Annotated in this window: 12 protein-coding genes, 1 other RNA gene and 1 pseudogene; 11 read left to right on the forward strand and 3 right to left on the reverse strand. The window is 50.0% G+C overall.

Going from position 1 to position 13954, the window contains the following annotated elements:
- Window positions 1-63 precede the first annotated feature (63 nt).
- Window positions 64-915 (forward strand): Vmh family MBL fold metallo-hydrolase, encoded by an 852-nt coding sequence (locus tag OGY67_RS06555; RefSeq protein ID WP_032943195.1) that lies wholly within the window; start codon window positions 64-66, stop codon window positions 913-915.
- 66 nt (window positions 916-981) lie between these two features.
- On the opposite strand, the gene OGY67_RS06560 is transcribed toward OGY67_RS06555, so the two are convergent.
- The 3 genes from OGY67_RS06560 to ydiJ all read right to left on the reverse strand — a co-directional run bounded on the left by OGY67_RS06560 (window position 982) and on the right by ydiJ (window position 4711).
- Window positions 982-1170, reverse strand: a complete 189-nt coding sequence (locus OGY67_RS06560; protein ID WP_003030540.1) for a YdiH family protein — start codon at window positions 1168-1170, stop codon at window positions 982-984.
- Between the two features lie 77 nt (window positions 1171-1247).
- Complete coding sequence (menI, locus tag OGY67_RS06565; RefSeq protein ID WP_008784603.1) at window positions 1248-1658, reverse strand: 1,4-dihydroxy-2-naphthoyl-CoA hydrolase; 411 nt, start codon at window positions 1656-1658, stop codon at window positions 1248-1250.
- A complete protein-coding gene (gene ydiJ, locus OGY67_RS06570; RefSeq protein WP_267452055.1) occupies window positions 1655-4711 on the reverse strand; it encodes a D-2-hydroxyglutarate dehydrogenase YdiJ in 3057 nt (1018 codons plus the stop codon). Before ydiJ ends, menI begins: the two co-directional genes overlap by 4 nt.
- 213 nt (window positions 4712-4924) lie before the next feature.
- On the opposite strand from ydiJ, the gene ydiK reads away from it, so the two are divergent.
- From ydiK to OGY67_RS06620, 10 genes and pseudogenes are all read left to right on the forward strand, one after another.
- Window positions 4925-6034: an AI-2E family transporter YdiK gene (gene ydiK, locus OGY67_RS06575; protein WP_003832632.1), complete on the forward strand. Its 1110-nt coding sequence runs from the start codon at window positions 4925-4927 to the stop codon at window positions 6032-6034.
- Between the two features lie 183 nt (window positions 6035-6217).
- Window positions 6218-6325: antisense sRNA RprA (gene rprA / locus OGY67_RS06580), an RNA gene on the forward strand.
- Between the two features lie 157 nt (window positions 6326-6482).
- Window positions 6483-6839, forward strand: a complete 357-nt coding sequence (locus OGY67_RS06585; protein WP_008784601.1) for a YdiL family protein — start codon at window positions 6483-6485, stop codon at window positions 6837-6839.
- A 48-nt stretch (window positions 6840-6887) separates the two neighbouring features.
- Entirely contained in the window at window positions 6888-8108 is a 1221-nt protein-coding gene (locus tag OGY67_RS06590) for an MFS transporter (protein WP_103285111.1), read from the forward strand.
- Window positions 8109-8348: 240 nt separating this feature from the next.
- Window positions 8349-9584 (forward strand): MFS transporter, encoded by a 1236-nt coding sequence (locus OGY67_RS06595; RefSeq protein ID WP_032943180.1) that lies wholly within the window; start codon window positions 8349-8351, stop codon window positions 9582-9584.
- A gap of 21 nt (window positions 9585-9605) precedes the next feature.
- Window positions 9606-10472 (forward strand): quinate/shikimate dehydrogenase, encoded by an 867-nt coding sequence (gene ydiB / locus OGY67_RS06600; protein ID WP_003836604.1) that lies wholly within the window; start codon window positions 9606-9608, stop codon window positions 10470-10472.
- Window positions 10473-10508: 36 nt separating this feature from the next.
- Window positions 10509-11267, forward strand: coding sequence for a type I 3-dehydroquinate dehydratase (gene aroD, locus OGY67_RS06605; protein ID WP_286573794.1), 759 nt, complete (start codon window positions 10509-10511; stop codon window positions 11265-11267).
- 155 nt (window positions 11268-11422) lie between these two features.
- A complete protein-coding gene (locus OGY67_RS06610) occupies window positions 11423-13018 on the forward strand; it encodes an acyl CoA:acetate/3-ketoacid CoA transferase (RefSeq protein ID WP_137377834.1) in 1596 nt (531 codons plus the stop codon).
- Between the two features lie 13 nt (window positions 13019-13031).
- Window positions 13032-13193: pseudogene (locus OGY67_RS06615) on the forward strand (acyl-CoA dehydrogenase); the annotation flags it as partial.
- A gap of 48 nt (window positions 13194-13241) precedes the next feature.
- A protein-coding gene (locus OGY67_RS06620; protein ID WP_095033700.1) for an IS1-like element IS1B family transposase occupies window positions 13242-13939 on the forward strand; the annotation gives its coding sequence in 2 pieces (ribosomal slippage) (window positions 13242-13491 and window positions 13491-13939; 699 coding nt in all).
- Window positions 13940-13954: the final 15 nt, after the last annotated feature.

Consider the following 13954-nt stretch of genomic DNA (forward strand, 5'->3'; position numbering starts at 1 on the left):
ATCCGAATATCCTTAAAATACGGGAACTATCAAAAGACAATTTCCTGCACAAGGTTACCTGGTATGAAAGTTAAAACTCTGGCCCTGCTGTTACCTCTGTTTGCGTCTTCAGCTTTCGCCGCGCCACTACAGCTGGACGTCTATAATCCACAGGATAAGGCTATTTTCCCGGTTTCTTCGACGCTGGTGTCTGGCCCAAAAGAGGCGATTTTGTTTGACGCCCAGTTCAGTACCAAAGATGGCGAACAACTGGTGCAAATGATTCGAGCCAGCGGTAAAACGCTGAAGGCTATTGTGATCACCTCCGGCGATCCGGATTTCTATTTTGGTTTGCAGCCCATCGTTGAGGCCTTCCCACAGGTAAAAGTCCTGGCAACGCCGCAGGTGGTAGACCATATCCGCGCCACCAAAGAGGCCAAGCTGCAGTTCTGGGGCCCGCAAATGAAGGACGGCGCACCAACATCGCTCACCGTTCCGCAGGCGACTACGCAAACGCAGTTCACGGTTGATGACGAAACGCTGGAACTGCGTCACGCCAACGATTATGCAGCGTATATCTGGATCCCGGCGAATCGAGCCATTATTGGCGGCACAGGCGTGGCTTCAGGTATTCACGTCTGGACGGCGGACACACAGTCTGAACAACAACGTAGTGCATGGCGTAGCGTACTGAGCGAAATGCAGAGCTTACAGCCCACTCAGGTGGTACCGGGTCATTACATTGGCGACCGCCCAACCGGTGATAAAGCTATTCGCTTCACCCAGGACTATTTGCAGTCGTTTGAGCAGGCGCTAGGGGCGAAAAAAGGATCGGGTTATGTGATTAAAACCATGACGGCAGCATGGCCAGGCCTTGCAGACGTAAGCTCGCTGGAACTAAGTGCAAAAGTTAACAGCGGCGAGATGAAGTGGTAATGAAGATTTAAGGCAAAAATAACCCCGAACGCGTGTCGGGGTTTCGTTACGATAAGCATACCGGAATCAATGAACGCCCATGCGCCAGGCAAAATAGATCTCTTCTTTCAGTTCAGTGGAAGAGAGCGCCAACAGATCTGCAAACTCCAGCTCAAGCTGTTTCAGCCTTTTCAGGTACTGAGCCGGTGAAAGATCGGTTTTATCACGACGTAAAAATTCTATTGCCAGTTGGGCAGGGTCTAATTGGGTAGACATATCATCCTCGCTTGTGTTCAAAACCTGCACAGTATAACACCATTCCCTGTGCAGATAATGACCAAAAGCAATATGCATCACAAAATTGCGGTCGTCAGACGCGACGTGCAGCACAATCGACCCTGCTCATCGAAGATTTCTATTTGCCACACCTGGTGACGAGAACCTGTATGTAACGCGCGACATACGCCCCTGACGAGCCCTTCCCGTGCAGAACGGATATGGTTGGCGTTGATCTCCAGGCCCACCACTTTCTGCTCACCCTGAGTACACAAGTAGCCAGCTACCGAACCAATGCTTTCCGCCAGCACCACGGATGCGCCGCCGTGTAACAACCCAAAGGGTTGTTTGGTGCGATGGTCCACCGGCATCGTAGCTTCCAGCGTATCGTCGCCAATGTGCACAAAACGAATATCGAGCAACCCAACCATATTTCCTTCACCCATGGCATTGAGCGCCTCGAGTGTGACTTCACGTTTCCAGATCATCCTATAATCTCCAGCAGTGCCTGTAATGGGTGGCGAACGCCCGTACCTTCAACGCGTTTAACCTGGCTGCGACAGGAGTACCCTGTAGCCAGACAACGGTTACGTGGCAATCGTTGCATTGCCTGGTGCCATGATAACTCATAGATACCCAATGAGTTTTGGTGATTCTTCACTTCGTGACCGTAAGTGCCAGCCATACCACAGCACCCCACGCTGACGTTCTCCAGCTTTGCGCCAAAGCGAGCAAAAATAGCCGCCCATTGTGCAGGCGCGCCCGGTAAAGCCGTCACTTCGGTACAGTGGCCAAAGAAGTACCACGGTTCACCGCCAACAGCGACTGACTGCTGTGTTTCCACAGTTTTTGATAACCATTCGTTGGCCAGCAGCACATGGAAATCACCCCGCTGTTCTCCCAGCGCCAGCTTGTATTCATCGCGATAACAAAGCACCAGCGCCGGATCAACACCCACCATCGGAATATTCAGCTTCGCTACCCGGTTAAGAAACTCGGATGTCTTTTTCGCCGTTTTGGCAAAACGGTTTAAAAAGCCTTTAATGTGCTGCGCCTTGCCGTTTGGCGAAAACGGCAGCAGTACCGGCTGCATACCCAGTTTTTCTACCAGACGTATAAAATCAGCCACCACCTGCGCATCGTAATAGCTGGTGAACGGATCCTGTACCACCAGCACCGTGCGGGCTTTTTGCTCGAGGCTGAGTAATTCGAGCTGTTCCAGCGTCATATTGGCAGAACGATGCCCCACCAGTTGGCGTTGCAGCGACGGCGCAGACAACAGCGGTAAATCAACCATTCCAATGTGCTTTTTAGCCAGATTTCGCACCAGCGGCTGATTGATGAAGAAGTTAAACGTTTTAGGCGCCCGCGCCATTAGCGGTGCATAGCTCTCAACGGTCGCCACCATATGATCGCGCAACGGGCGCAGATAACGCGTGTGGTACAGTTGCAGGAAGCGTGAGCGGAACTCCGGCACATCAATTTTAATCGGACACTGTGTGGAACAGGCTTTACACGCCAGGCAACCTGACATCGCCTCTTTTACTTCGTGCGAGAAATCGTATTCGCCCTTGCGTGCATGCCAGCTGTTGCGGGTACGGGTAATCAGCGTGCGTAAACTGGCGCGTTTCTCCGGTAGCTCTTTTTCCAGTTGCACAGGATCGATCCCGCGATCGGCCAACAGACGCAGCCATTCACGTACCAGCGTAGCTCGCCCTTTCGGAGAATGGATACGGTTAAGGCTGATTTTCATCGACGGACACATGGGGCTTTTCGCATCGAAGTTAAAGCATAACCCGTTGCCATTACACTCCATTGCCCCACGCCACTCCTGGCGTACGGCCAGCGGGATTTGACGGTCATACGTTCCGCGTTTCACCGCGTCCACTTTCATCATCGGCGCATCAACGTCCTCCGGTGGACAGATTTTGCCGGGGTTGAGCCGGTTTTGCGGATCAAACACCGATTTCACTTTGCGCAGTTCACGATACAGTTCATCACCGAAAAACGCCGGACTGTATTCCGCACGAAAACCTTTCCCGTGCTCACCCCACAACAAACCGCCATATTTTGCCGTCAGCGCGACGACATCATCAGAAATGCGTTTCATCAGCACTTCCTGCTGCGGGTCGCACATATCTAAAGCCGGCCTGACGTGCAGCACGCCAGCATCCACGTGGCCGAACATACCGTAACTCAGACCATGGCTGTCGAGCAGCGCGCGAAACTCGGCAATATAGTCAGCCAGATGCTCCGGAGGAACGCAGGTATCCTCGGCGAACGGAATGGGCTTCGCGGAACCTTTTGCATTGCCCAGCAGACCGACAGCCTTTTTGCGCATGGCGTAAATTCGTTCGACGCCCGCCAGTTCGGTACATAGCTGCCAGCCAATAACGCCCGCTTCCTGGCGAGCGATTAACCCATCCAGGCGTTCGCAGAGTGCGCTGACTTGCGAATTAATCAAGGTTTCGTCGTCACCGGCAAACTCGACAATATTCAGGCCCAGCATCTCTTTATCCGCGACATCGGTAATCAGTTCGCTTACCGAGTGCCAGACGATGTCTTCACGCGCCAGATTGAGTACTTTGGAGTCGACGGTTTCTACCGACAATGCGCGCGCTTCCACCATCACCGGCGCGTTACGCAACGCCGAATCAAACGAATCGTACTTAACGTTAACCAACTGTCTGACTTTGGGCAGTGGCGTGATATCAAGGCGGGCTTCGGTGATAAACGCCAGCGTACCTTCAGAGCCGGTAAGAATGCGGGTTAAATCAAATTCGGTCATCTCATCGTTAAAGACGTGCCGCAGATCGTAACCCGTCAGGAAGCGATTAAGTTTCGGGAATTTATCCATGATCAGCTGTCGGTTATCACGACAACGCTCATAAACGGTCTTATAGATACGGCCAATCGTGGTATTGCTTTTACCCAGCATTTCGGCAAGCTCGACCGGCATGGGCTGGGTATCCAGAATATCACCGCCCATCAGCACCGCACGGATGCCCAACACATGATCGGAAGTTTTACCGTAAACCAACGATCCTTGCCCGGACGCATCGGTGTTGATCATCCCGCCGAGCGTTGCCCGGTTACTGGTGGATAATTCCGGGGCAAAGAAATAGCCATATGGCTTCAGAAACTGGTTGAGCTGGTCTTTTATCACCCCGGCTTCTACCCGCACCCAACCTTCTTGCGGGTTGATTTCAATAATCCGGCTCATATAGCGGGACATATCAACAATAATGCCCTGGTTCAGCGCCTGACCGTTGGTCCCGGTGCCGCCGCCGCGCGGGGTAAAAATCAACGACGAGAATAGCGGTTCTGCCGCCAGACGGGCGATTAACGCCACATCTGCGGTTGAACGAGGGAAAACGACAGCATCAGGAAGCAGCTGATAAATACTGTTATCCGTCGACATTGTCAGACGATCGGCATAGCTCGTTGCCGTATCACCCGTGAATCCTTGCTGCTCCAGCGCCTGCAAAAAATTGAGCACCAGCTGAACGACACCTGGCGCCTGAGAAATTTGTGGAATCATTATAGTGACCCTTTCCTGCGGTCTGTGTTGTGAATTTAATCGTTTGCGTGTTGCTTTGTTTGTTGTATCACATTTTTTTCTAATACGCTCAGCAGATTTACAGGCAGAATCCGCCTGTTCAAAACCGCTGAAATTGCTCATCATTATAGAGTGTGATTAACGTGTTCACGTCGCGTCAACGTTCTGGCGCAAAGACAAAGGTGAAAAGTATTTATGGTAAATTTCCGTCAGCCCAGGGATATTGCACAAGTGCTGCTATCGGTGCTGTTTTTAGCCATCCTGATTGTGGCCTGTCTCTGGATTGTTCAGCCCTTTATCCTCGGTTTTGCCTGGGCAGGTACGATTGTCATTGCGACCTGGCCTATCCTGCTACGCTTACAAAAATTGCTCTGGGGACGTCGTTCACTTGCCGTACTGGTGATGACACTGTTGTTAGTGCTGTTGTTCATCATCCCTATCGCGCTGCTGGTTAACAGTATCGTCGATGGCAGCGGGCCGCTGATCCATGCCGTAACCGCAGGTGATATGACGCTACCGGATCTGGCTTGGTTGAACAGCATTCCACTGGTGGGTGCCAAAATGTATGGCGCATGGCACAGTTTACTGGATATGGGCGGTTCGGCCATTATGGCCAAGGTTCGTCCTTATATCGGTACCACCACCACCTGGTTTGTCGGTCAGGCCGCGCATATCGGCCGCTTTATGATGCACTGTGGTCTGATGCTGCTGTTCAGTGCCCTGTTGTACTGGCGCGGTGAACAGGTCGCATTAGGTATTCGTCACTTCGCTTGCCGTCTTGCCTCAAAACGTGGCGATGCTGCCATTCTGCTGGCCGCGCAAGCCATTCGCGCCGTCGCATTAGGCGTTGTGGTCACCGCTCTGGTGCAGGCAGTGCTCGGGGGAATTGGTCTAGCGGTAACCGGCGTGCCTTACGCCACGCTGCTGGCGGTATTGATGATCCTGTCTTGTCTGGTGCAACTGGGGCCGTTGCCGGTGCTGATTCCGGCCATTATCTGGCTGTACTGGACGGGTGATTCAACCTGGGGCACGGTTCTGCTGGTCTGGAGCGGCGTAGTCGGAACGCTGGATAACGTTATTCGACCGATGCTGATTCGTATGGGTGCCGATTTGCCACTGATCCTGATTCTCTCCGGGGTCATCGGCGGACTGATTGCCTTCGGCATGATTGGTCTGTTTATCGGTCCAGTAGTGCTGGCCGTTTCCTGGCGTCTGTTTTCCGCCTGGGTAAACGAAGCCCCTGCGCCAGGTACCAATCCGGATGAAATCCTCGAAGAAATTGCTGAAATCGAACGCAATAAGTAATCCAACATCAGGCGGCAGCGCCGCCTGATTGTTTAACAATACTAATCAATCCTCCCTCTTGCGGGATTAGACCCAACCTCGCCCTTCTTTAAATAATCATTTGTGTCGCAAATTCTTTACAGTTTTTAAACTATTGAGATGAATCTGATCGACGTAAAAAATCACTATGCCTACTATTAGCCCATGGCTTTAGATCAACACATTGATTTATAAGCATGGAAATCCCCTGAGTGAAACAACGAATTGCTGTGTGTAGTCTTTGCCCATCTCCCACGATGGGCTTTTTTTTGTCCTTCGCGCGCCACTCCACCAACCTTAACGCACCAACACATTATCTTCCCCGTCAAGGAACAAATAATATTGCACAAAATACTGTGACTCTCTTCAAGCAGAAATATCCACAGCAATGTTATTACTATTCCACCGTCTTTTATGAAGTGACCAAATAATGAACGCATTAGAACTACAGGCGATCCGCCATATTTTTGCTATGACGGTGGAAGAAAGCGCCAGGTATATCGCGCGCGATAACAATGTTGCCGCCTGGCAGCAATGGGAAAAGGGTGAAAGAGAAATTCCAGAAGACATCATCCGCATTTGTTCAGAAATGAAAGCCAGGAGGAAGTTAAGAATTAATGCAATTATCGACAAAATAAATAATCGTATCGGTAATAACACCATGCGTTTTTTCCCCGATCTGAACGCTTTTCAGGCGGTTTATCACCACGATGGTTTTCTCGACTGGAAAATCTATCAGTCAGCTGCTGTTGAACTCTATGCTCACGATCTTGAGCGTATGTGTTAAGAGATTGCAACGCCATACCTATTTAGCCTCTTCGCTGAGTAACACATTATGAAAAACACCTATTTCTCCACTGCGATAGGGCTGTACCTAAATTACCTTGTGCACGGTATGGGGGTCATTCTGATGAGCCTCAATATGTCTTCGCTGGAACAACAGTGGCAAACCAATGCTGCGGGCGTCTCGATTGTTATTTCCTCACTCGGCATCGGCCGCTTAAGCGTTTTATTAGTGGCAGGGATGCTTTCCGATCGCTACGGTCGCAGACCATTTATTATCCTTGGTATGACCTGCTACCTGATTTTCTTTATTGGCATCATCAATACTCACAGTATTTTTCTTGCCTATGCTTTTGGTTTTTTAGCAGGAATGGCAAACAGTTTTCTCGATGCCGGAACCTATCCCAGCCTGATGGAGGCATTCCCCCGTTCCCCCAGCACGGCCAATATTTTGATAAAAGCCTTCGTCTCCAGCGGTCAGTTCCTGCTGCCAATGATCATCAGCCTGCTGGTGTGGGCCGAACTTTGGTTTGGCTGGTCCTTCCTGCTGGCGGCTGCCGTTATGATACTCAACGGCGTGTTTTTGTTTCGCTGTCGGTTTCCTCCACACCCAGGGCCTCATATCGTCATCCGGGCACAACCTGCAGAACGAGAAACCGCACAACCTGAACATCGTTGCTCCCTGCTCGACCTTGCCAGTTACACCCTGTACGGCTACATCGCAATGGCAACATTTTACCTGGTAAGCCAGTGGCTGGCGCAATACGGACAGTTTGTCGCAGGAATGTCCTATACGTTATCTATCAAACTGTTAAGCATTTATACCTGCGGCTCTCTACTGTGCGTGCTGATCACCGCCCCGCTGGCGCGAAAAGCAGAACGCGCGACATCGATGCTGATGCTGTATACGTTTATCTCATTTGTCGCACTGTTGATGGTTTGTCTGCATCCGACACCCTACGTGGTCATTATCTTTGCATTTGTCATCGGTTTTTCTTCCGCTGGGGGCGTTGTGCAAATCGGTTTAACGCTCATGGCCGCACGCTTTCCGCATGCGAAGGGTAAAGCGACCGGTATATACTACAGTGCGGGCAGCATTGCGACCTTCACTATTCCATTGATAACAGCAAAACTCTCAGAAACCAGTATTGCTCACATCATGTGGCTTGATACTGGCATAGCTGCTGTTGGGTTCCTGTTGGCGTTATTTATTGGTTATCGCAGCCACATCGCGTCAAAGCATCAGCTAAAAATGATACAAGCCGTAGAATAGCGTGGATGCAATATTGTTCCCCCCTTCTGCAAAATAATTGGCATTTATTTTAAAACATAAGCAAAACACCGGCTGGCAGAGTTCAATTTCACAGTGTGTTATGCAATATACCTGGTAACTTAAACGCCATGCTATGTAGGTTCTGTGGCTGCCGCCCGGTATATTAATTACAAGGTCGCCGCAATTTAAACAATATCGACGAGCACAGAACAATTTTAAAATCCGCAAGGAGTTGTGAAAATGTCTCAAAGCAAGACCTTTAATACGCCATTTCTTTTGGCGATAACCTGTATTTATTTAAGTTATTTCCTACACGGCATTAGCGTCATTACACTGGCGCAAAATATGACCTCTCTTGCAGAAAAGTTTTCCACAGATAATGCAGGAATTGCCTATTTGATTTCAGGCATTGGTCTGGGGCGACTGGTGAGCATCTTATTCTTTGGTGTGCTCTCAGATAAATTTGGTCGTCGGGCTATCATTCTGTTAGGGGCTATTCTTTATATACTGTTCTTCTTCGGTATTCCCGCCAGCCCTAATCTGATGATTGCCTTTATTCTGGCCGTTTGCGTTGGCGTGGCAAACTCGGCACTGGATACCGGTGGGTACCCGGCGTTAATGGAATGCTTCCCTAAAGCCTCTGGCTCAGCCGTTATCCTGGTGAAAGCTATGGTCTCGTTTGGGCAGATGATCTACCCCATCGTCGTCAGCACCATGCTGCTCAACCATATCTGGTACGGTTATGCGGTCATTATCCCGGGTGCGTTGTTTGTAGTCATTACCCTGATGCTGCTAAAAAGTCGTTTCCCCAGCCAGATGGTGGATGCCGGCATCGCGAAAGATCTGCCACAGATGAACAGTAAACCGTTGGTCTGGCTGGAAGGTGTGGCATCCGTCATGTTTGGTGTTGCTGCCTTTTCGACTTTTTACGTCATCGTGGTCTGGATGCCGAAATATGCGATGGCCTTTGCCGGTATGGCAGAATCCGACGCACTGAAAACAATCTCTTACTACAGTATGGGGTCGTTGGTCTGCGTATTTATCTTTGCCGCACTGTTGAAAAAATGGGTACGGCCTATTTGGGCGAATGTATTTAATGCCGGACTGGCAACCATCACCGCAGCCGTGATCTATTTATACCCATCTCCGCTGGTATGTAACGCCGGTTCATTTCTCATTGGATTCTCTGCCGCTGGCGGTATTTTACAGCTCGGTGTTTCGGTGATGTCGGAGTTCTTTCCCAAGAGCAAGGCCAAAGTCACCAGTATTTATATGATGATGGGTGGCGTAGCCAACTTTATTATCCCATTAATCACCGGATACCTCTCTAACATTGGTCTGCAATACATTATTTTGCTGGACCTTGCATTTGCTCTGTTGGCTTTTGTCACCGCCATCATCGTCTTTATTCGTTACTACCGCGTATTTGATATCCCCAAAAATGATGTGCGGTTGGGCGAGCGTTATTTTCAATAAATTGTTTAGAAGGAGTATCAAATGGACGTAACTGCTAAATATGAACTGATTGGTTTGATGGCTTACCCTATCAGACACAGTCTGTCGCCTGAAATGCAAAATAAGGCATTAGAAAAAGCGGGATTGCCATTCACTTACATGGCATTTGAAGTTGATAACTCAACGTTTGCTAATGCCATTGCCGGGCTGAAGGCCTTAAAGATGCGGGGTACCGGGGTCTCAATGCCCAACAAGCAGCTGGCATGTGAGTATGTTGATGAATTAACACCCGCAGCCAAGCTGGTCGGCGCAATTAACACTATCGTCAATGATGATGGTTACCTGCGCGGTTACAATACCGATGGCACGGGCCATATTCGTGCAATTAAGGAAAGTGGTTTCGATATCAAAGGTAAAACCATGGTACTGTTGGGCGCAGGCGGTGCGTCGACGGCTATTGGTGCACAGGCAGCGATTGAAGGCATCAAAGAAATTAAACTCTTTAACCGCCAGGATGAGTTTTTTGCCAAAGCGCAGGAGTTTGCCAAACGCGTCAATGAAAACACCGACTGCGTGGTCACCGTTATCGATCTCGCCGATCGCCAGGCTTTTGCTGACGCACTTGCCAGCGCAGATATTTTGACCAACGGCACTAAAGTCGGCATGAAGCCGCTGGAAAATGAATCTCTCGTGACCGACGCTTCCCTGCTGCGTCCGGAACTGCTGGTAACCGAATGCGTCTACAACCCGCATATGACCAAATTATTGCAGCAGGCACAAAGTGCTGGTTGCAAAACAATTGATGGTTACGGCATGTTGTTGTGGCAAGGGGCTGAACAGTTCAAGCTCTGGACCGGGAAAGATTTCCCACTGGAGTATGTGAAACAGGTTATGGGTTTTGCCGCCTGACGGGCAAGCATTTGTACAATAGTTAAAGGGTAATCAATGAAAACCGTAACCGTAAAAAACCTCGTTATTGGCGAGGGTGCGCCGAAGATCATTGTCTCGCTGATGGGTAAAGACATCGCAACGGTAAAAAGCGAAGCGCTGGCCTATCGCGAAGCGGATTTCGACATTCTGGAATGGCGCGTAGACCATTTCGCCGATGTCTCTTCCATTGAGACGGTGTTGGAAGCTGCGCGCACCATCCGCGATGTGATGGCTGACAAACCACTGCTTTTCACCTTCCGTAGCGCCAAAGAAGGCGGTGAACAGGCTCTGTCTGTCGAGCACTATATTGCACTTAACCGCGCGGCGGTAGACAGCAGTCTGGTGGATATGATCGATCTGGAACTGTTTACCGGTGACGAACTGGTCAAAGCGACCGTCAAGCATGCGCATGCGAAAAATGTCTTTGTGATTATGTCCAATCACGATTTTCATAAGACACCAGCCGCGGAAGAGATTGTCCAGCGCCTGCGTAAAATGCAGGAGCTGGGTGCAGATATCCCCAAGATTGCCTTGATGCCGCAAAATAAAACGGATGTTCTGACGCTGCTTAGTGCCACGCTGGAAATGCAAGAACGCTATGCCGATCGCCCGATAATCACCATGTCGATGGCTAAAACAGGGGTGATTTCACGTCTGTCTGGTGAGGTTTTCGGTTCAGCGGCAACCTTTGGGGCAGTAAAAAAAGCCTCCGCACCAGGACAAATTTCGGTCACCGACCTGCGTACTGTATTGACAATATTGCATCAGGCTTAATTACAGATATATCCATATAAATATCAGTAATGCCCTACCCCAGATATTCGTCTAACCACGGATATCTGGCCGGTAATCAAGCGTTATTAAATAACTCACAATATTATTGTCGAATATAGCGACAGGTAGTCGCACGCATATAATCTGGAGTTCACATGAAATTTTCAAGGCCAAATCGTATAGATGGTCGGGTACCCGTATTATCCGCTGCAGATGCAGTCAATTATATTCCTGATGAAGCAACGCTTTGTGTATTAGGTGCTGGAGGGGGGATTCTCGAAGCAACAACATTAATTAATGCACTGGCTGAAAAATATAAAAACTCACAGTCACCGCGAAATTTAGCGTTGATTAGTCCTACAGGTTTGGGTGACCGTGCCGACCGGGGAATTAGCCCACTGGCACAGGAAGGTTTAGTCAAATGGGCATTATGCGGACACTGGGGACAATCACCGCGAATCTCCGATCTGGCTGAACAAAATAAAATTGCCGCCTATAACTATCCTCAGGGCGTATTAACCCAAACCCTGCGTGCATCGGCGGCTCACCAGCCGGGGATCCTGAGTGATATCGGCATCGGTACATTTGTTGACCCTCGCCAACAGGGCGGTAAGCTGAATGAAGTGACCACCGAAGATCTGATCAAATTGGTGGAAATTGATAACAAAGAGTACCTGTATTACAAAGCCATTGCGCCAAACATCGCCTTTATTCGCGCCACCACTTGCGACAGTGAAGGCTACGCCACCTTTGAAGATGAAGTGATGTATCTTGATGCGCTGGTGATTGCCCAGGCCGTACACAATAACGGTGGCATCGTTATGATGCAGGTGCAAAAGATGGTGAAGAAAGCCACGTTGCATCCGAAATCGGTGCGTATTCCCGGCTATCTGGTCGATATTGTGGTCATCGACCCCGACCAAACGCAACTGTATGGTGGCGCGCCGGTTAACCGCTTTATCTCTGGCGATTTTGTTCTCGATGACAGCCAACAGACTGCCCTGCCGCTCAATCAGCGTAAACTGGTGGCCAGACGCGCCCTGTTTGAAATGCGCAAAGGTGCGGTCGGCAACGTTGGCGTAGGCATTGCCGATGGCATTGGCCTCGTCGCGCGCGAAGAAGGCTGTGCTGACGATTTTATTCTGACAGTCGAAACGGGTCCGATTGGCGGCATCACCTCTCAAGGTATTGCTTTCGGCGCCAACGTCAACACCCGCGCCATTCTGGATATGACCTCCCAGTTTGACTTCTATCACGGTGGTGGACTGGACGTGTGCTATTTAAGTTTTGCCGAAGTCGATCGCCACGGCAACGTCGGCGTACACAAATTCAATGGCAAAATCATGGGTACCGGCGGTTTTATCGATATTAGCGCCACCTCCAAAAAAATTATTTTCTGCGGCACGTTAACTGCCGGAAGTCTGAAAACGGAAGTTGCCGATGGCAAGTTAAATATTGTGCAGGAAGGTCGGGTGAAAAAATTCGTCAACGAATTACCTGAAGTGACTTTCAGCGGAAAAATTGCTCTCGAACGTGGACTTGATGTGCGTTACATCACTGAACGCGCTGTATTTACGTTAAAAGCAGATGGTCTTCATTTAATCGAAATTGCACCGGGAGTCTCTTTACAGGAAGACATCCTGGACAAGATGGATTTCACGCCAATTATTTCGCCAAATCTGAAGCTGATGGACGAAAGATTATTTATCGATGCCTCGATGGGTTTTGTATTACCCGTCGCCGCCAATTAAAAGGAGTACCCTGATGGACTTTTCTTTAACTGAAGAACAAGAACTGCTGCTTGCCAGTATTCGAGAACTGATTACCAGCAATTTCCCGGAAGAATATTTCCGTACCTGCGATCAGACGGCGACCTACCCGAAAGAGTTTATGCGTGCCCTGGCGGACAACGGTATTTCGGTGATGCTGCCAACTTACTGATTTAGTGTATGATGGTGTTTTTGAGGTGCTCCAGTGGCTTCTGTTTCTATCAGCTGTCCCTCCTGTTCAGCTACTGACGGGGTGGTGCGTAACGGCAAAAGCACCGCCGGACATCAGCGCTATCTCTGCTCTCACTGCCGTAAAACATGGCAACTGCAGTTCACTTACACCGCTTCTCAACCCGGTACGCACCAGAAAATCATTGATATGGCCATGAATGGCGTTGGATGCCGGGCAACCGCCCGCATTATGGGCGTTGGCCTCAACACGATTTTCCGCCATTTAAAAAACTCAGGCCGCAGTCGGTAACCTCGCGCATACAGCCGGGCAGTGACGTCATCGTCTGCGCGGAAATGGACGAACAGTGGGGATACGTCGGGGCTAAATCGCGCCAGCGCTGGCTGTTTTACGCGTATGACAGGCTCCGGAAGACGGTTGTTGCGCACGTATTCGGTGAACGCACTATGGCGACGCTGGGGCGTCTTATGAGCCTGCTGTCACCCTTTGACGTGGTGATATGGATGACGGATGGCTGGCCGCTGTATGAATCCCGCCTGAAGGGAAAGCTGCACGTAATCAGCAAGCGATATACGCAGCGAATTGAGCGGCATAACCTGAATCTGAGGCAGCACCTGGCACGGCTGGGACGGAAGTCGCTGTCGTTCTCAAAATCGGTGGAGCTGCATGACAAAGTCATCGGGCATTATCTGAACATAAAACACTATCAATAAGTTGGAGTCATTACC

This window comes from Citrobacter sp. Cpo015 (assembly GCF_030333035.1).
GTDB classification, from domain to species: domain Bacteria; phylum Pseudomonadota; class Gammaproteobacteria; order Enterobacterales; family Enterobacteriaceae; genus Citrobacter; species Citrobacter portucalensis.

Bases quoted from the DNA above. Each gene is read 5' to 3' on its own strand.
- OGY67_RS06555 (WP_032943195.1), top strand. From the start codon at position 64: ATGAAAGTTAAAACTCTGGCCCTGCTGTTACCTCTGTTTGCGTCTTCA.
- OGY67_RS06560 (WP_003030540.1), bottom strand. From the start codon at position 1,170: ATGTCTACCCAATTAGACCCTGCCCAACTGGCAATAGAATTTTTACGT.
- menI (WP_008784603.1), bottom strand. From the start codon at position 1,658: ATGATCTGGAAACGTGAAGTCACACTCGAGGCGCTCAATGCCATGGGT.
- ydiJ (WP_267452055.1), bottom strand. From the start codon at position 4,711: ATGATTCCACAAATTTCTCAGGCGCCAGGTGTCGTTCAGCTGGTGCTC.
- ydiK (WP_003832632.1), top strand. From the start codon at position 4,925: ATGGTAAATTTCCGTCAGCCCAGGGATATTGCACAAGTGCTGCTATCG.
- OGY67_RS06585 (WP_008784601.1), top strand. From the start codon at position 6,483: ATGAACGCATTAGAACTACAGGCGATCCGCCATATTTTTGCTATGACG.
- OGY67_RS06590 (WP_103285111.1), top strand. From the start codon at position 6,888: ATGAAAAACACCTATTTCTCCACTGCGATAGGGCTGTACCTAAATTAC.
- OGY67_RS06595 (WP_032943180.1), top strand. From the start codon at position 8,349: ATGTCTCAAAGCAAGACCTTTAATACGCCATTTCTTTTGGCGATAACC.
- ydiB (WP_003836604.1), top strand. From the start codon at position 9,606: ATGGACGTAACTGCTAAATATGAACTGATTGGTTTGATGGCTTACCCT.
- aroD (WP_286573794.1), top strand. From the start codon at position 10,509: ATGAAAACCGTAACCGTAAAAAACCTCGTTATTGGCGAGGGTGCGCCG.
- OGY67_RS06610 (WP_137377834.1), top strand. From the start codon at position 11,423: ATGAAATTTTCAAGGCCAAATCGTATAGATGGTCGGGTACCCGTATTA.